At 71.4% G+C, this 16,710-nt stretch carries 16 protein-coding genes and 1 pseudogene; 12 read left to right on the top strand and 5 right to left on the bottom strand.

What is annotated here, in order from left to right; genetic code table 11:
* Positions 1 to 384: 384 nt before the first annotated feature.
* Both FH969_RS07565 and FH969_RS07570 read right to left on the bottom strand, forming a co-directional pair.
* Positions 385 to 1,011: a response regulator gene (locus FH969_RS07565; protein ID WP_139986728.1), complete on the bottom strand. Its 627-nt coding sequence runs from the start codon at positions 1,009 to 1,011 to the stop codon at positions 385 to 387.
* Positions 1,008 to 2,189 carry a sensor histidine kinase gene (locus FH969_RS07570; RefSeq protein ID WP_108717374.1) on the bottom strand — a complete coding sequence of 394 codons (1,182 nt, stop codon included), beginning with the start codon at positions 2,187 to 2,189 and terminating at the stop codon, positions 1,008 to 1,010. Before FH969_RS07570 ends, FH969_RS07565 begins: the two co-directional genes overlap by 4 nt.
* Before the next feature lie 163 nt (positions 2,190 to 2,352).
* Between FH969_RS07570 and FH969_RS07575 the strand changes: the two genes are divergently transcribed.
* Positions 2,353 to 3,423, top strand: a complete 1,071-nt coding sequence (locus FH969_RS07575; RefSeq protein ID WP_108717375.1) for an ABC transporter permease — start codon at positions 2,353 to 2,355, stop codon at positions 3,421 to 3,423.
* The gene (locus FH969_RS07580) at positions 3,420 to 4,115 is read left to right on the top strand and encodes an ABC transporter ATP-binding protein (protein WP_108717376.1); all 696 of its coding nucleotides are present in this window, start codon (positions 3,420 to 3,422) and stop codon (positions 4,113 to 4,115) included. The genes FH969_RS07575 and FH969_RS07580 overlap by 4 nt, the downstream gene beginning before the upstream one ends.
* Before the next feature lie 70 nt (positions 4,116 to 4,185).
* Here the strand turns inward: FH969_RS07580 and FH969_RS15695 are convergent.
* Positions 4,186 to 4,365, bottom strand: a pseudogene (locus FH969_RS15695) (IS3 family transposase); the annotation flags it as partial.
* 554 nt (positions 4,366 to 4,919) lie between these two features.
* On the opposite strand from FH969_RS15695, the gene FH969_RS07590 reads away from it, so the two are divergent.
* The 5 genes from FH969_RS07590 to FH969_RS15705 all read left to right on the top strand — a co-directional run bounded on the left by FH969_RS07590 (position 4,920) and on the right by FH969_RS15705 (position 7,861).
* On the top strand, positions 4,920 to 5,837 hold the full coding sequence (locus tag FH969_RS07590) for a hypothetical protein (protein ID WP_139986732.1): 918 nt from the start codon (positions 4,920 to 4,922) through the stop codon (positions 5,835 to 5,837).
* Positions 5,825 to 6,265: a hypothetical protein gene (locus tag FH969_RS15700; protein ID WP_234417607.1), complete on the top strand. Its 441-nt coding sequence runs from the start codon at positions 5,825 to 5,827 to the stop codon at positions 6,263 to 6,265. The genes FH969_RS07590 and FH969_RS15700 overlap by 13 nt, the downstream gene beginning before the upstream one ends.
* A 5-nt stretch (positions 6,266 to 6,270) precedes the next feature.
* Entirely contained in the window at positions 6,271 to 7,311 is a 1,041-nt protein-coding gene (locus tag FH969_RS07595; RefSeq protein WP_234417609.1) for a glycosyltransferase family 2 protein, read from the top strand.
* A 299-nt stretch (positions 7,312 to 7,610) separates the two neighbouring features.
* Positions 7,611 to 7,742: a hypothetical protein gene (locus tag FH969_RS15960; protein WP_281285351.1), complete on the top strand. Its 132-nt coding sequence runs from the start codon at positions 7,611 to 7,613 to the stop codon at positions 7,740 to 7,742.
* Positions 7,739 to 7,861: a hypothetical protein gene (locus FH969_RS15705; RefSeq protein WP_246071764.1), complete on the top strand. Its 123-nt coding sequence runs from the start codon at positions 7,739 to 7,741 to the stop codon at positions 7,859 to 7,861. Before FH969_RS15960 ends, FH969_RS15705 begins: the two co-directional genes overlap by 4 nt.
* A gap of 4 nt (positions 7,862 to 7,865) precedes the next feature.
* Here the strand turns inward: FH969_RS15705 and FH969_RS07600 are convergent, their stop codons facing one another.
* A complete protein-coding gene (locus FH969_RS07600; protein ID WP_246071771.1) occupies positions 7,866 to 10,217 on the bottom strand; it encodes an ATP-binding cassette domain-containing protein in 2,352 nt (783 codons plus the stop codon).
* 143 nt (positions 10,218 to 10,360) lie between these two features.
* Here FH969_RS07600 and FH969_RS07605 point away from each other — a divergent pair, with 143 nt between their 5' ends.
* The 3 genes from FH969_RS07605 to FH969_RS07615 all read left to right on the top strand — a co-directional run bounded on the left by FH969_RS07605 (position 10,361) and on the right by FH969_RS07615 (position 12,619).
* Positions 10,361 to 11,155 carry a hypothetical protein gene (locus tag FH969_RS07605; RefSeq protein ID WP_139986735.1) on the top strand — a complete coding sequence of 265 codons (795 nt, stop codon included), beginning with the start codon at positions 10,361 to 10,363 and terminating at the stop codon, positions 11,153 to 11,155.
* Between the two features lie 128 nt (positions 11,156 to 11,283).
* Entirely contained in the window at positions 11,284 to 11,907 is a 624-nt protein-coding gene (locus tag FH969_RS07610) for a thymidine kinase (RefSeq protein WP_139986737.1), read from the top strand.
* Positions 11,908 to 11,911: 4 nt separating this feature from the next.
* Positions 11,912 to 12,619 carry a DUF1361 domain-containing protein gene (locus tag FH969_RS07615; RefSeq protein WP_139986739.1) on the top strand — a complete coding sequence of 236 codons (708 nt, stop codon included), beginning with the start codon at positions 11,912 to 11,914 and terminating at the stop codon, positions 12,617 to 12,619.
* Positions 12,620 to 12,688: 69 nt separating this feature from the next.
* Here the strand turns inward: FH969_RS07615 and FH969_RS07620 are convergent, their stop codons facing one another.
* Positions 12,689 to 13,993 (bottom strand): glutamyl-tRNA reductase, encoded by a 1,305-nt coding sequence (locus tag FH969_RS07620; protein WP_180359716.1) that lies wholly within the window; start codon positions 13,991 to 13,993, stop codon positions 12,689 to 12,691.
* Between the two features lie 220 nt (positions 13,994 to 14,213).
* Between FH969_RS07620 and hemE the strand changes: the two genes are divergently transcribed.
* The gene (hemE, locus tag FH969_RS07625) at positions 14,214 to 15,302 is read left to right on the top strand and encodes a uroporphyrinogen decarboxylase (RefSeq protein ID WP_139986742.1); all 1,089 of its coding nucleotides are present in this window, start codon (positions 14,214 to 14,216) and stop codon (positions 15,300 to 15,302) included.
* Positions 15,299 to 16,642, top strand: a complete 1,344-nt coding sequence (locus FH969_RS07630; RefSeq protein WP_139986744.1) for a protoporphyrinogen/coproporphyrinogen oxidase — start codon at positions 15,299 to 15,301, stop codon at positions 16,640 to 16,642. The genes hemE and FH969_RS07630 overlap by 4 nt, the downstream gene beginning before the upstream one ends.
* Positions 16,643 to 16,710: the final 68 nt, after the last annotated feature.

Here is a 16,710-nt window from a genome sequence, read left to right on the forward strand (position 1 = left end):
TCGCTACCGATCATCGAGGACCTCGACCCCTACCCAGCCCCGATCACACCCCGACCCCCACTCCCCACCAGATGTCCGAAGAGCCCCATTGAGGTGTGGCCAGCGGCCAGGCGGCGCGAGGAGCGGGCGGCGCGTCGGTGGCCGGGTAGCGGTCGAGGTCTACCCAGGATGGAAGTTCTCTCGCCGCCATCCAGGAAGACCTCGACGTGCTTGACGCCACCCCCGCGACCCCTGATGTGACGACGTTCTGCCGTCTCGACGAGCTGGGCCTTGTCGTGGTCGGCCAGCTCCTGGAGCCGGACCGGGCAGTGTGAGCGCCCTGGGTCTGTTGGAGGCCTCCTGACCTCGGAAACGAGGCGCTTCAGACCTCCGGTGGGTCCATAGTCAGCGCAGGATGCCCGTGCGGCGGGCGGCGGCCACGGCTGCTGTGCGCGATGCGACTCCGAGTTTTGAGTAGATGTGGGCGAGATGCGACTTCACGGTGGTCTCGCTGACGAAGAGGCTGGTGGCGACGTCGGTGTTGGATTGCCCAGCGGCGACGCGCTCGAGCACCTCGATCTCGCGGCTGCTGAGGCTGACCCGCGGTGCCCGCATTCTGCTCATCAGCCGTGAGGCGATGACGGGTGCGAGGGCGCTCTCGCCTACTGCGGCGGCTCGAACGGCAGCGATGAGCTCGTGGGGCGGCGCGTCCTTGAGGAGGTAGCCGCTCGCGCCTGCCTCGACAGCTCCGAGGATGTCGGCGTCAGAGTCGTAGTTGGTGAGCACGAGGACGTATGGGGGCGCGTCCAGCGCTCGGATGCGACGCGTGGCATCGGCGCCAGTTGACGTTGCGGCAGCTCCGAACTGGAGGTCCATCAGCACCATGTCGGGGTTCTCCCGTTCGGCCGCCTCTGCTGCTTCGTCGGGCGTTGCCGCTTCGGCGACGACCTCGATGTCCTCCTCCAGGCTGAAGACTGCGCGCAGTCCTGCTCGCACGACGGGGTGGTCGTCGGCGATGACGATGCGGATCATGAGGCGGGTTCGCGCGCGAGGTCGACCATGAGCGTGGTGCCCCTTCCCGGTGCAGAGTCGATGGTGACGGTTCCGCCGAGCTGTTCCACGCGCTCTCTGGTCGCGCGGATGCCGAAGGAGTCAGAGCGACCAGGTGGTGTGGCGGCCTCCGACGGGTCTTCGAACCCGCGACCGTCGTCGGTGATCTCGAATGACAGCCGATCGTGATGCACGGTGAGGGTGATTGTCGCCCTGCTGGCATCGGCATGCTGGATCACGTTGGCGATCGCGCCTTGTGCGATCCGGAGCAGTGCGGTTTGCAGGTGCATGGGCAGCTCGACGGTGTCTGAGACGCGGACGTCGACCTTCAGGCCTTGCGATGGCCACTGGGAGGCTGCGAGCCGGCGCAGCGCCCCGCCGAGACCTTCGTCATCGAGGTTGGGCGGGGTGAGCTCTCGGATGAACCGGCGTGCCTCGGCGAGGTTGGCCGCGGCCGTCTCGCGCGCCAAGCGGATGTGCTCGACGCCTGGCCGCTCGGGGTCCGCTCGCTCGGCGGCGTGCAGCAGCATCTGGATGCTGGACAGCCCTTGCGCGAGGGTGTCGTGGATCTCGCGAGCGAGTCGGGACCGCTCTGCGACGACACCGGCTTCGCGCTCCGTCGCCGCGAGCTGTCCCTGGGTGGCGAGAAGCTCCTGCATGAGCTTCTCTCGTTGCGCGGCTTCGCGTGCGAGCGCTTGATAGCCGAGTCCGATGAGCAGGGCGACACCCGCGCCCACGATCGGCCCCACGACACCCGCCAAGCTCCACCCGTCATGGATGCCGAGCGCTGCCACGGCTACCGCCGTCGCCCCAGCGATCGCGACCGATCCCCACGCCCGGCCAAGCAGATGCAAGAACAGGAAGAAGAGTGGGAAGACCAGGTAGGCCGCCTCGGACGCCAGCCACAGCAGCAACACCCACTCCGTCGTGAGCGTGCCGAGCCAGAGCATCCGCAGCGTCGGCGTACCACGCGTCACGACGATGAGACCACCGAGCGCGTACGTGCCGAGCAGAAGGGCCGCCAACGCGATGATCGCGACGCTGGAGGCTGTGGGTTCGAACACGGCACGCGCCATGACCAGGACCGTCAGAGCGACGAGCAGGACGTGCAACCCCGTGCGCAGCCCGGCGAACACAGGGGTCAGCGCGGAATGGGCCACCCATCGGACCCTACGCGTCAGTAGCTAGCGGTCATCGTCCGAAAGTACGACTCCTCGACCCACCATTCCGCCGTCCAGCGCCGTTCGACCGGCCGATGACCGGGTCGCCCCTGCGCACGAGAGTGGACACGTCACCGCTCCGGAGACACGGAAGGACTTCTCCATGTTCGTCGCGCTGCGCGATCTTCGATTCGCTCGAGGCCGCTTCATCCTGATCGGCTCCGTCGTCGCCCTCATCACGATCCTCGTCGGGTTCCTCAGCGGACTCACCGGCGGGCTCGCCACCCAGAACATCTCCGGGGTCCTCGCGATCCCCGGGGACCGCATCGTCTTTTCAGCCCCCACCGACGGCACCTCGGCCGCCAGCTATACCGACTCCACCGTCACCCACCAGCAGAGCGAGACATGGTCAGCTGCGGACGGGGTCACGTCGGTCGAGCCGATCGGCATCAGCCAGACCCGCGCGGAAGCAGCCGGCAACCGGATCGCCGTCGCCGTGTTCGGCGTGCAGCCCAGCTTCGCCGCCACCGCTCCCACCCAGGACGGGTCCGTCACCCTCTCCAACCCTGCAGCGGCGGACCTGGACGTCGCGGTCGGTGAGCAGATCCAGATCGCCGGCACCACCTACACCGTCGAGAACATCGCCGGAGACGGCTGGTACAGCCACACGCCTGTCATCCAGATGACGCTGGCTGACTGGCAGAGGTACTCTGCCGCGACCGGGGCGCCCGACGCCTACGCCACCGTCCTCGCAGTCACCGGCACACCCGACTGGGACACCGCCGACGCCGAGGCGGCCACGGTGTCAGAGACCATTCTCGGGTCTCTCACCGCACTCAGCGCCTTTCGGTCCGAGATCGGCTCGCTGCTGCTGATGGTGGGCATGCTGTTCGGCATCTCCGGCCTCGTCATCGGCGCCTTCTTCACCGTCTGGACGATGCAGCGCAAGAGCGACATCGCCGTCCTCAAGGCCCTCGGCGCAAGCACCCCCTCGCTCGTGCGCGACGCACTCGGACAAGCGCTCATCGTGCTGCTGGTCGGCATCGGAGGAGGGCTGGCCATCGTCACAGGCCTCGGCGCCCTCGTCGGCAACGCCCTGCCGTTCATGCTCAGCCCCATCACGACCCTCCTGCCCGGCGCGATCATGATCGCGCTCGGGCTCGCGGGAGCCGCCTTCGCGCTCCGCTCAGTCACCTCCGCAGACCCCCTCACCGCCCTTGGGAGCAACCGATGATCCGCCTCGACGACATCACCCTCACGTTCCCTGATGGGGACAGCCGCCTCACCGCGGTCGACCACGTCGCCCTCACCGCACGACCCGGAACCGTCACCGGCATCACCGGCCCCAGCGGATCCGGCAAGTCCAGCCTGCTGGCCGTCGCAGCCACCCTCATCCACCCCGACTCGGGCCGTGTCCTTATCGACGACATCGACGCCACCCAGCTCGACCCCACCGAAGCGACCAGCCTTCGGCGGGAGAAGATCGGCATCGTCTTCCAACAGCCCAACCTCATCCCCTCCCTGACCGCCACCGAACAGCTGGCCCTCATGAACGAGCTCGGCGGCAGCCACTCCCGCCGAAACCGCCGCACCGCCACCGCACGAGCCGAAGCGCTACTCGAATCCGTCGGCCTTGCCGACAGCAAAGACAAGCGACCTCACCAGCTCTCCGGCGGACAACGCCAACGCATCAACATCGCACGAGCGCTCATGAACGACCCCAGCGTCCTGCTCGTCGACGAACCCACCAGCGCACTCGATCAGGCACGAGGCGCGAGCATCATCGACCTCATCCTCCGCCTCACCGACGAACTGAACACGTCTACGCTCCTCGTCACGCACGACCTCGTCCACCTTCCCCGTATGCACGCAGTGGTGAGAATCGTCGATGGACGCCTAGTACCGGCAGTGGCTGATGCAGCATGAATCTCAGGTGGCCATAGCCGGTCGTCTCGCGGGCCCCTTTCATGGACTCATGGGTGGCCTGGGCGGGGTGGGTGGTGCGGACCGTCTTCTCCCGCGACGTCCCCCGCAGCCCGGCGGCCCGCATGAGGCGTTGCACGCTGCAGCGCGCCACTGGCCCACCACCGCTCTTGACCCGTTCCCGGTTCACCTGCGCGTGGACCTTCCTAGCGCCGTAGACACCGAGGTTGAGGATGTGGACCGTCTCGATCTCTCCAGGACGAGCAGGGTGTGAGCCTCCTCGGCGTCGATAGCGTTGCCGGCGAGCAGTGCCGCCGTCGGCGTGATCCAAGACACGAGGTCGAGGCGCAGGCCTCACGCACGCGCTGGCTCTCGGCGTCCATCTCGAGTGTGACCACGGAGACGGGGCAGTCCAAGCGGAAGCCGCTCTCACCGACGAGGGTGACGAGGGTCTAGATCGCGATGCGGGCGGCGCCCGCCGTTCGACAGATCTTGCCAGGATATCCAAACCCTAGTGTGCCTCACCTACAGTGTGGCAGTGACTACGGCGGTGTCCCGATCCTCGTTGCGCAGCTCCCTGAAAAGCCGTCCACGTCGCCGCGAAGGGGAGAACCGGGCACGTCCCGAAGTTCCCCGCGTCCTCCTGGCAACGGTGGCTGCTTCGGGGAGCCCTCGCGCTGCCCTTCATCCTGCTCGTTCTGCTTCGCCGCCGGCGGCGGCTACCTCCAGAACTCCACGGCGAACGCCGTCCTGGTGACGACCGCCCATGAGGTCCTCACCCGACCTGTCTCGATCGAGACGGTCGGGATGCTCTACCCACCGATCGCAACGCTTCTGGCGGTCATCGTGCCGGGGGGCGCGGTCGGACTGGGGATCGTCGGCGCGCTGACGGCGGGCTTTCTGCTGCAGCGGCTCGCCGAGTGGTCGCTGCGTCAGGGTCGCTCCGGTGCCGACCCGGTCCTGCTCGCCATCGTGGTAGGAGGCACTCCTCTGTTCGCGTTCCTCGCGACGACGAACGTCGAGGTCTTCCTGGGCCTGACCCTGTTTACGATGGGGTTGATCGATCTCGTCCGGTTCGTCGTGTTCGCGAACACCCAGGCCGGGTTCCGCGCGGGTCTGCTGTTCGCCGCGGCCGCTCTGACGGCGCCTACATTCGCGTTCTCCATCCTGATCGCCGCGTGCGTCGGCCCGTTCCTGCCGCACTCGCGGCACGGCTCACGTGTCGGCACGGCGCTGACGATGGCCTTTCCGACCGTCGCCGCGTTCGCCTCGGTCGCGCTGCTCGGTGAGATCTTCCTGGCCGATCCCCTCCTCGCCGTCGATGGTCTCCACGTCGGCTTCGCGCCGGAGAGGGTCGAGCGCACACGGACGTTCTTCGCGCAGCCCTGGGCCTGGCTCTACTACGTTCCTGCGGTGGTCGGTGTGGCGCTCGCTCTCGTGCGCCGCCACCCCGTGGCCGCTGTCGCGCCGGTTCTGCTGATGGGATCGATCGTCCTCATGTTCGTCGTCGGCGTCCTGCCCGCCGAGTCGTCGGGTGCCGCGTTCCTGCTTGTGCTTCTGTGCATTGTCGTCATCGCGTCGGTGCGAGGCCGCGGCTTCCGCACCCGATGGACCCTGCGGCTTGGTGCCGTGGTCCTGCTCGTGACAGGATGGACGTCGGCGCTACTCATCTACCGGCCGGTGGATGAGTGGATGCAGGCGCTGCTGACGGGATGGCCGTTCTGATGCCGGTCCGCTCCATCGAGGTCCCGGAGCACATCGCGCATGAGGCCTCTATGGGCCTGTGGGAGCGTGACCCGCTGCTGTCTGCCCGCACCGTGCTGACCCGTCCCCAGGGGATCGGTCTCGTCGTCGCGGCGGTGCTGTACGTGATCGCGCTGGTGGCGGCGTGGCGCCCGACCGTCATCGTGACGCTGCTGGTGGTGAGTGTGCTGTTCCTCATCGCGACGGCGTTCAAGTTCCATGTGTCCCTCGCGGGAGCGCGATACGACCTGGCTGATCGCATCGATCCGGCAGAGCTCGCGGCGCTGACCGACGAGGAACTGCCCACCTACACGGTGCTGGTGCCCGTGTTCCGCGAGGCGAACATCGTCCATCAGCTCGTCACCAATCTCGGCGCCCTCGACTACCGGCCCACAAGCTCGAGATCCTGATCCTGGTGGAAGAGGAGGACGACGAGACGCGCGCCGCGATCGAGGCCTCGCCGACCCCGGACAACTTCACCGTGGTGGTGGTCCCGAAGGGGCACCCGCAGACCAAGCCGCGCGCCTGCAACGTGGGCCTAGCGATCGCGACGGGCGAGTATCTCGTGATCTACGACGCGGAGGACGCCCCGGATCCGCTGCAGCTCAAGAAGGTGATCGTCGCGTTCCGCAACGCCTCCGAGGACACCGTGGTCATGCAGGCCTCGCTCAACTACTTCAACGTGCGTGAGAACCTGCTGACCCGCATGTTCACGCTCGAGTACTCGTACTGGTTCGACTACATGCTCACGGGGCTCGACGTAAACTCGCTGCCGATCCCGCTCGGCGGCACCTCGAACCACTTCCGCACGGATGCGCTGCGCACCCTCGGCGGATGGGACCCGTTCAACGTCACCGAGGACGCCGACCTCGGCATCCGCGCAAGCGCCCAGGGCTATCAGGTGGGCATCGTCGACTCGGTCACGATGGAGGAGGCGAACACCTCGATCCCGAACTTCGTGCGTCAGCGCAGCCGCTGGATCAAGGGCTACATGCAGACGACGCTCGTTCACGCGCGCTCGCCGCTGCAGCTGATCCGGCGCATCGGGGTCAAGCGGTTCCTGGGCTTCCTGATGCTGATCGCCGGAACACCGCTGACGTTCCTCGGCGTGCTGCCCCTGGTTCTGCTGACGGTGTTCACCTGGGCGCTGCCGACGGACATCGTCGAGCCGCTGTTCCCGACACCCGTGTTGGCGCTTGTTCTGCTGAACTTCCTCGTCGGCAGCGGTCTGATTGTTTACCTGAACATGCTCGGCCCCTGGAAGCGCGGGGACTTCTCGCTCATCTGGTGGGCGATGCTGAACCCGCTCTACTGGGTGCTGCACTCGGTGGCGTCGTACAAGGCGCTGGGGCAGCTCATCGTGCGGCCGCACTACTGGGAGAAGACCGCACACGGCCTCACCACGCACGAGACGCCGGATCCGGCCGTGACCGCGACCATCACCATCATCCGGTGACGTCGTCGGCCCCGGGCGATCGCGCCCGGGGCCGGCGATGTGGCGGCCTCAGACCCACAGCCGGTTGTCGGCGGCGGCGAGGTGGTCGGGCGTGCGCAGCATCTCGAGGGGGTGTCGCCGGCGGACGCCCATATTGCCGCCGACGTGAACCGGGAAGCGGAGCACCTCGCGAAGGAGCGCCCGACCTCGATGCGCGTCTTGATGTCGGACAGCATGTATCCCGACTGCGGCGGTGACGGTCGTTCCTCGGGGCGCTGATCAGCGGCCTCGCCGTCGCGTTCGTCGCCGCCACGGTGATCATGGTGCTCGGCGCGCTCACCCACATCGAGGCGCCGCTCTGGCTCGCGCTGACGGCGGCGCTCGCCCTCGTCGTCATCATCGTGCAGGCGCCGTTGTGGGCGTCGTCGTCCCGCTCGTGCCCACCCGGATGAGACTCGACCCTGCCGCGGGCTCGGGCGTCTTCATCACGACCATCAACGACTTCGCGGGAATCACGGTGGTGTTCCTGTTCGCGACGGTGCTCTACCTCCCGCACCTCCCGCACGTCTGATCGCTCACCCCCCGACGTAGGCCGCCAGGTGCACCCCGGTGAGCGTCGACCGCGCGGCCACGAGCTCGGCCGGCGGTCCCTCGAAAACGACGCGTCCGCCGTCGTGCCCCGCCCCGGGGCCCAGGTCGATGATCCAGTCCGCGTGCGCCATCACGGCCTGGTGGTGCTCGATCACGATCACGGAGCGCCCGCCGTCGACGAGGCGGTCCAGCAGCGCGAGCAGCTGCTCGACGTCGGCGAGGTGCAGGCCGGTCGTGGGCTCGTCGAGGACGAGCACGCCGCCCGTCTCACCCATGTGCGTCGCGAGCTTGAGGCGCTGACGCTCGCCGCCCGAGAGCGTGGTGAGCGGCTGACCGAGCGTGAGGTATCCCAGGCCGACGTCGGCCAGCCGGGTGAGGATCGCGTGCGCGCTCGGAACACGGGCCTCACCAGCCGCGAAGTACTGCGCTGCCCCCGTCACCGACATCTCGAAGACGTCGCCGATCGAGCGCCCGCCGAGCTGATAAGACAGGACTGCCGCCTGGAAGCGTCGGCCCTCGCAGTCCTCGCACGGGCTGGAGACGGTGCCCATCGTGGGCAGGTCGGTGAAGGTGACCCCGGCGCCGTTGCACGTGGGGCACGCACCCTCCGAGTTCGGGCTGAACAGCGCCGGCTTCACCCCGTTCGACTTCGCGAACGCCTTCCGGACCGGCTCGAGCAGGCCCGTGTAGGTCGCGGGGTTGGAGCGCCGGGAGCCGCGGATCGCGCCCTGGTCCACCACCACGACGCCCTCGCGCCGCGCGAGCGACCCGTGCACGAGCGAGCTCTTGCCCGACCCCGCGACGCCGGTCACCACGACCAGCGCGCCGAGCGGGACGTCGACGTCGACGTCGCGCAGGTTGTGCGTGCGCGCACCGCGGATCTCCAGCCGGCCCGACGGCGAGCGCACCTGCGCCTTCAGCCTCGCCCGGTCGTCGAGGTGCCGCCCGGTCAGCGTGCCGCTGACGCGCAGACCGTCGAGCGTTCCCTGGAACACGACCTCGCCCCCGGCGGACCCCGCGAGCGGGCCGAGGTCGATCACGTGGTCGGCGATTGCGATCGTCTCCGGCTTGTGCTCGACGACGAGCACCGTGTTGCCCTTGTCGCGCAGCTGGAGCAGCAGGTCGTTCATGCGCTGCACGTCGTGCGGGTGCAGCCCGATCGAGGGCTCGTCGAAGACGTAGGTCACGTCGGTGAGCGAGGAGCCCAGGTGCCGGATCATCTTGGTGCGCTGCGCCTCGCCGCCGGACAGCGTGCCCGCGGCCCGGTCCAGCGAGAGGTAGCCGAGGCCGATCGACACGAACGCGTCGAGCGTGTCCCGCAGCGACTCCAGCAGGGGCGCGACGTTCGGCGCCTCGAGCGTGCGCACCCAGGCCGCGAGGTCGCTGATCTGCATCGCGCACACGTCGGCGATGCTGCGGCCGTCGATGAGCGAGGACCGCGCAGTCTCGTTGAGTCGGGTGCCGTGGCAGGCGGGACAGGCCGTGAACGTGACGGCCCGCTCCACGAAGGCGCGGACGTGCGGCTGCATCGCGTCCACGTCCTTGCTGAGGAACGACTTGCGGATCTGCGGGATGAGGCCGACGTAGGTGAGGTTGATCCCGTCGACCTTGATCTTGGTGGCCTCGCGGTGGAGGAGGTCGTGCAGCTCGCGCTCGCCGTAGTCGCGCAGCTTCTTGTCGGGGTCGAAGTAGCCGACGCCGCGGTAGATGCGCCCGTACCAGCCCTCCATCGAGTAGCCCGGGATCGTGAGCGCGCCCTCGTTGAGCGACCTGTCGGCGTCGAACAGCGCGGTGAGGTCGATGTCGCTCACGCTGCCGCGACCCTCGCACGGCGCGCACATGCCGCCCTGGATACTGAAGCGGCGCACCTCCTTCACGGTCGTCTCGCCCTTCTCGACCGTGACGGCCCCCTGGCCGGAGATGCTGGCGACGTTGAAGGAGAACGCGTTCGGGGCCCCGATGTGCGGCTGACCGAGCCGGGAGTACAGGATCCGCAGCAGCGCGTTGACGTCGGTCGCGGTGCCGAGCGTGGAGCGCGGGTTCGCGCCCATCCGCTCCTGGTCGACGATGATCGCGGTGGTGAGGCCGTCGAGCACGTCGACGTCCGGCCGCGACTGGGAGGACATGAAGCCCTGCAGGAACGCGGGGTAGGTCTCGTTGATGAGGCGCTGCGACTCCGCGGCGATCGTGTCGAACACGAGCGAGCTCTTGCCCGAGCCCGAGACCCCGGTGAACACCGTGAGGCGGCGCTTCGGGATCTCGACGTCGACGTTCTTGAGGTTGTTCTCGCGCGCGCCGAGCACGCGGATGGTGTGGTGGCCGTCGGCGGGGTGCATCGGTGCGGCGGGACGGGTCGGGTTGGCCGCGTCGATCGGGCTCGTGGGGGACATCGCGCTCTCCTGGTGTCGATCTGGCGCCCTCGCCGACCGCGCCGGGTGCGGTCCGGCCGAGCGTACGGCGTCGGTGCGACACTGACGCCATGGTGATGCCACCGTTCTCGATCGACGACGGCCGCGCCGTCGGACCGTCCTACGGCCTGGTCCTGACGCGGGGCGCCCGCGACGCCGTGCTGGAGTCCCTCTCGGTCGCGCGGTTCAGCGGCTGGGTGTCCCCGGCGCCCACCGGCGAGGAGCCCTGGACCGTCGCGGTCGCCGAGGACCCGCTCGGGCACGTCGCCTCCGAGCGACGGACGCTGTCCGAGCTCGCGCGCGACCTCGCCCGGGACCTCGCGCCGGGGTCCGGCTCGCCGGACGACGCCTCGCCCGAGCACGTGCCCGACGGCGAGCGCGAGTCCGCCGAGACCCTCGCCCCGGAGGGGGCGAGCGGTCGGCCCGAGGTGATCTGCGCCGTCGTGCGCGCCGAGACCCTGCTCACGATCGCGGCCTTCGACGGCGAGCAGCAGCTGGTCGACTACCTCTCCGACGCGCACGCGGCGCGGCCGGGCGACGAGTTCGCGTGGGGGCCGGAGGGCGCGCACGGCGGGCGGGCGCTCGCGCGGCTCAGCGGGCGACCCGACGCCGGCGAGGACGCGGTCGAGCTGCTGGGGGAGGAGCTCGGAGAGAGCGAGAACGAGTCCGAGCGGATCATGGCGCTCGCGCGGCTGCTCGGCTGGCCGGAGTGGCTGGTGGCGGTCGTCGGGCTGCCGAAGCGGGTCGCCGGCGGCCCGCCGGTCGAGGACTGGCAGCGCCTGCGGGCGGGTCGGAGCGGCCTGACCGGGCGGCTCGCGGCGCGGGCGGCGCGCACCGTGCGCCGGCGGGACCTCACGGAGAGCTGAGGCTCGCCGTCGGGCGTCGGGCGTCGGGCGTCGGCGATCTCCCTCGGTGGCTCCCGCACGGACCTCCTCGGCGTCCGGCCACGGCCCGGCGCCGCCGAGGCGGGGCCCGGTCTTCGTACACTCGCCCGGTGGCGAAGCTCTACTTCCGGTACGGGGCGATGAACTCCGGCAAGTCCACGGCCCTGCTCCAGGCCGCGTACAACTACGAGGAGCGCGGTCAGCGCGTGCTGCTCGCCAAGCCGGGCGTGGACACGAAGGGCGCCGACCACATCGAGAGCCGCCTCGGCGTCAGCCGACGGGTCGACCTCGTGGTCCCCGAGGACGCGTCGCTCCGGGCGGAGTTCCAGCGGGCCGCCGGTCCGCACCCGGTGGCCTGCTTCCTCGTCGACGAGGCCCAGTTCCTCACCGCCGAGCAGGTCGAGGACCTCCTGCGGATCGCGGTGCTCGATGGCATCCCCGTGATCGCCTACGGCATTCGGACGGACTTCCGCACCGAGGCCTTCCCCGGCTCGCGCCGGCTCCTGGAGATCGCGCACAGCCTCGAGGAGCTCAAGACCATCTGCCGCTGCGGGCGCAAGGCGCTGTTCAACGGGCGTCTCGTGGACGGACGCTTCGTCTTCGCGGGCAGCCAGGTGGCGATCGACGCCGGACCCGCGGCCCACGGGGGCGAGGTGACGTACGAGTCGCTGTGCGCCGAGTGCTACCTGCGCGAGTCCGACGGCGTGCTCGCCGCCGCCCCGGCGAAGGGTTAGCCCGGTGCTGCTGAGCGCGACGATCTACGGCGTCGTGGGGATGAACCTCCTCGCACTGGCGCTGGTGCTGGGCCGCGCGCGCTACTTCCACACCGAGCTGTACCGGCCGATGCTGCTCAACATCGGGCTGTCGATCGCACCGGTGCTGGTGCTCGGCCTCGGGCTCCTGCCGGTGCTCGTGATGGTGAGCACGGGCGCGCCGACCGTGCTCATCGTCTCCCTCGTCGCGCTCGTCCTGCTCGCGTGGCTCCTGCTGCTGCCGAACGCGGGCTACCTCATCACCGAGCTCAACCTGTCCCACCGTCGCCCGGGCGACGGCGTGCCCGAGTGGTACGACGTCCTCCTCGTCCTCACGCTCGCGATGTCGGGCGTGCTCAACACCGTGGTCAACGTGTTCCTCGTGGTGCTCGCGTGGGTCGTGTTCCGGTACGACGCGCTCGAGCCGCTGCAGTACGCCGAGGCCCGGCTGGCGATCGCCGGGGTGCTCCTGCTCGTGGCGTTCGGCATCTACCTCGGGCGCAACCTGCGCCTCAACAGCTGGGACGTGCGCAAGCCGTGGCGCCTCGTGGCGAAGGTGTGGCGGCACCTGCGGGTGCGCGCGAACCTCGGCAACGCGATCGGGTTCACGCTGATCGCGGCGCTCTTCCTCGGGCTGATGTTCCTCGTGGTGATCGGGCCGATCGTCAGCGCCGTCATCGCGCTCTCGGGCTGAGTCCGTGCGGGGTGGACGTGGCGGTCGCGGCGTCCACGTGGTGAGCGGCCGGCTGGGCGCACGACGGCCTCAGCCGCGCGCCTGCTCCTCGCCCTCGGACGTGCCCCCGTGCTCGCCGTCGCCCTCGGCAGGCCTCGCGCCGTCGCCGTCGCGCACCGCACCCAGCCCGAACACCGCCTCGACGCCCGCCGCGAACGCCCCCAGCTCGCCGTCCGCCGCGAGCTCGCGCGCGCGGATCGACGGCGTGTGCAGCAGCACGCCGACGAGGTGGCGCAGCGCCGCCTCGGTGCGTGCGGCCTCGTGCTCGTCGTGCGCCCGACGCCGCGCGCGCACGAGCTCGGACTCCAGCAGCTCCTCCACGTGCCGTCGCAGCGCGACGACGGCCGGCGCCGCGTCCACGTCCGCGACGTAGCGCACGACGGCGTCGCGCACGTTGGCGAGCTCCTCGCCGTCGCGCTCCACGCCGCCGCCGAGGCCGGGCACATCCGCGTGCCGCGCGATGGTGGCCAGGTCCAGCAGCTCGACGCCGGGCAGCTCGCCCACCGCGGGGTCGACGTTGCGCGGCAGGCCCAGGTCGATCACGAGCAGCCGGTGAGCCGTGACGTCGCACAGGCCGAGCGCTGTGCGCGACGTGCAGGTGAGGACGAGGTCGGCCTCGGCCACGGCGTCGGCCAGCGCACCCGCAGCGGGGGTCAGCCCGTGGCGCAGCGCGAACGCCTCGGCCCGGCCGGTGCCCGACCACACCGCGACCCGTCGCGCGCCGCGCTCGCCGAGCGCGCGCACGGCGGTGCGGGCGTGCGCCCCCGTCCCGACGAGCAGGACGCGGGTGGCGCGCCAGTCGGCGATCCGGCTCGCCGCGAGGTCAAGCGCGAGGTGGACCACGGACGCGTCCGGTTGCGCGGGGGCGTGGCTGCGGCCCTCGCGCGAGGTCCGGATCGCGCGTTGGAACACCTGGTCCAGCGCCGGGGTGGTGGCGCCGAGTCGGCGCGCCTCGTCGTACGCGCGGGAGACCTGGCCGGTGATCTCGCTCTCGCCCAGGACGAGCGAGTCGAGCCCGGAGGCGACGGCGAAGAGGTGGTGCACGGCGTCGCCGTCGGTGCGGGCGCGCACGCCGTGGCCGAGGTCGGGCAGGCCCGAGCGCTGGGCGAGGGCGCGCACGATGTGGGTCGCGGCCTCGTCGGCGTGCTCCGCGGGGACGTCGAGGTAGGCCTCGAGCCGATTGCACGTGGAGACGACGACGGCGCCGCTCACCTCGTCGCGCGCCAGCGTGCTCTCCACGAGCTCGCGGCGGGACAGACCCGCGACGGCCGCCGTCGCCCGCTCGAGGACGTCGAACCCCGCCGAGGCATGGGTGAGCGACAGAGCCAGGAGCACGGGCGTCATGCTACGACCGCTTCGACGGCCGCCCCACCGAGGGTGACCTCACCTGGCGGCGACGTGACGGGGAGCGAACGTGCAGGTCACGGCGATATGACGAGGCGTCAGCACGCCGCCCGCGCCCCCCCGGGTCGCGTGCACGCGGCACCGGCACCCCACGTCACGACAGCCCGTCAGCACGTCCTGACACGCGTCCGGGGAGTGTCAGGATGATCAGGTGACCCTGCCTCCCACGCACCCGCTGGTCGACGGCCGCACCAGCGACGCGGCCCTGGTCCGCGCGTACCGAGGCAGCCTGACGCCGCACGTCCCGGTCTGGTTCATGCGGCAGGCCGGCCGCTCCTTGCCGGAGTACCGCGAGCTGCGCGCTGGCGGGGACATGCTCGCCGCATGCCTCGACCCGGCAACGGCGAGCGAGATCACGCTGCAGCCGGTGCGTCGCCACGGCGTGGACGCCGCCATCTTCTTCTCCGACATCGTCGTGCCGGTACTGCTCGCCGGCGTCGACGTGCGCATCGTGCCCGGCCGCGGCCCGGTCCTGGGCACGCCCGTCCGGACGGCGCGTGACATCGCCGACCTGCCCGAGCTGGACCCAGCCGACCTCGCCCCGGTGCGCGACGCCGTCGAGCGCACCGTCGACGCGCTGGGTGCCACGCCGCTCGTCGCGTTCGCGGGCGCGCCGTTCACGCTCGCGTCCTACCTCGTGGAGGGCGGGCCGTCCAAGGACCAGCTGCGCGCCCGCGCGCTCGCCGTCGCCGACCCCGACGCGTTCGCGGCGCTGCTCGCCTGGTGCGCCCGCACCTCCGGCGCGTTCCTGCGCGCCCAGGTCGAGGCCGGTGCCTCGGCGGCGCAGGTCTTCGACTCGTGGGCCGGGTCGCTCTCACGCGAGTCCTGGCGCACCCAGGTCGCCCGGCACACCGCCCGCACGTTCGCCGCGCTCGACGGCCTGGACGTGCCCACCGTCCACTTCGGCACCGGGACCGGCCCGATCCTCGACCTCCTGCCGCACTTCGGAGCCGGTGTGGTGGGCGTGGACTGGCGGACCCCGCTGGACGAGGCCGCGCGGGCCGTCCCCGGCTGGCCGCTGCAGGGCAACGTCGACCCCGCGGTGCTCGGCGCCCCCTGGCCGGTGATCGAGGCTCACGTCCTCGACGTGCTGGAGCGCGGCCGCGCCGCGTCTGCCCACGTGCTCAACCTCGGCCACGGCGTGCCGCCCGAGACCGACCCGGAGGTCCTGACCCGGATCGTCCGCCTCGTCCACGAGGTCACGGCCACGGGGGCGAGCACCGGCGAGGACGCGCGATGACCGCAGAGGTCGTCACGGTCGTCGGCGGGGGGATCGCCGGCCTCGTCGTGGCGCGCGACCTCGCCGTGGCCGGTGTGCCGGTCATCCTGCGCGAGGCCTCGCCGCGCCTGGGCGGGCAGATCGAGCAGGTCGAGCTCGCGGGCCGCCTGCTCGACATTGGTGCCGAGTCGTTCGCCACCCGCGGCGGCACGGTCGCGGCGCTCCTGGCCGACCTCGGGCTCGACGGCGAGGTCACCCCGCCGCTGGACTCCCCGGCGTGGGTGCACCGCGCCGACGGCACGGCGTGCGCCCTGCCCGCCACGGCCGTCCTCGGCATCCCGAGTCGGCCGCTCGCGCGCGACGTCGTGCGCGCCATCGGCCCGGTCGCCGCGGTCCGCGCGGCGTGCGACGCCGTCCTCCCGCGCAGGAGCCGCCGCCTGCCCGACCCCACGCTCGGCGAGGTGGTCCGCGCCCGGATGGGCGACGCCGTCGTGCGCGGTCTGGTCGACCCGGTGGTCCGCGGGGTGTACTCCACCGGCGCCGACGACCTCGCGCTGGCGACCGCCTCGCCGCCGCTCGCGTCCGCCCTCACCCGCACCCGGCGGCTCGCCGTGGCCGCTCGTCAGGTGCGCGCGGCCGCCCCAGCCGGCTCGCAGGTCGCCTGCGTGCGGGGTGGCCTGGGCGCGGTCGTGGCCGCGCTCGCCGCCGACGCGCGCGCCCACGGCGCCGCGCTGCGCACCGACGACCCGGTCACCGCCGGTGAGCTCGCCGAGATCCGCGTGGCCGGTCCCGTGGTCGTGGCCGCCGTGGGCCTCGCCTCGACCGCGACGACGAGCCGCACGCTCACCGTCGTCGCGGCGGCCGTCGAGGGCCTCACGGGCGCCCCCCGCGGCACCGGCGTGCTCGTCGCGCCGGACGCGCCCGGGGTCACCGCCCGCGCGCTCACGCACTCCAGCGTCAAGTGGCCCTGGCTCGCGGGCGACGCCGCGCTGGTCCGGCTGTCCTACGACGCCCCGCCCACGGACGGCGACGTCGAGCGTGACGTCCGGCTGCTCTCCGGCGCGCCCGAGGCGCGCGTGCTCGCCGTCGTGCGTCGCACGTGGACACGCACGATCGCCGTGGAGGCGCCACCCGAGCAGGCGCACGACGGCGCCGCTCACCTCGTCGGGGAGGCCTCGGGCCGCACGGGTCTCGCCGCGATCGTGGCTCACGCGCGCAGCGTCGCCGCGAGCCTCGCCGGCACCACGACGGACACGGCGAGCGGCCCGACGACCGCCACCACGAGCGGCACCACGAGCGGCACCACGTGCGGCACCACACCCAGCCTTGTCACCAGTCCCCACCAGGAAGGACGGTCATGACGGAGTCGACCCTCCCCGAACCGACCACCCCCGGCAGCTCGGCCCGCGACACCGCCGCGCCCGCCGAC

Source organism: Miniimonas arenae (genome assembly GCF_006351005.1).
GTDB classification, from domain to species: Bacteria; Actinomycetota; Actinomycetes; order Actinomycetales; family Beutenbergiaceae; genus Miniimonas; species Miniimonas arenae.

Coding starts and splice junctions, on each gene's coding strand:
- FH969_RS15700 (WP_234417607.1), top strand. CDS start 5,825: ATGGCCGTTCTGATGCCGGTCCGCTCCATCGAGGTCCCGGAGCACATC.
- FH969_RS07580 (WP_108717376.1), top strand. CDS start 3,420: ATGATCCGCCTCGACGACATCACCCTCACGTTCCCTGATGGGGACAGC.
- FH969_RS15960 (WP_281285351.1), top strand. CDS start 7,611: ATGGTGCTCGGCGCGCTCACCCACATCGAGGCGCCGCTCTGGCTCGCG.
- FH969_RS07630 (WP_139986744.1), top strand. CDS start 15,299: ATGACCGCAGAGGTCGTCACGGTCGTCGGCGGGGGGATCGCCGGCCTC.
- FH969_RS07605 (WP_139986735.1), top strand. CDS start 10,361: ATGGTGATGCCACCGTTCTCGATCGACGACGGCCGCGCCGTCGGACCG.
- FH969_RS07600 (WP_246071771.1), bottom strand. CDS start 10,217: ATGCACCCCGCCGACGGCCACCACACCATCCGCGTGCTCGGCGCGCGC.
- FH969_RS07575 (WP_108717375.1), top strand. CDS start 2,353: ATGTTCGTCGCGCTGCGCGATCTTCGATTCGCTCGAGGCCGCTTCATC.
- FH969_RS07565 (WP_139986728.1), bottom strand. CDS start 1,011: ATGATCCGCATCGTCATCGCCGACGACCACCCCGTCGTGCGAGCAGGA.
- FH969_RS07590 (WP_139986732.1), top strand. CDS start 4,920: ATGCTCTACCCACCGATCGCAACGCTTCTGGCGGTCATCGTGCCGGGG.
- FH969_RS15705 (WP_246071764.1), top strand. CDS start 7,739: ATGAGACTCGACCCTGCCGCGGGCTCGGGCGTCTTCATCACGACCATC.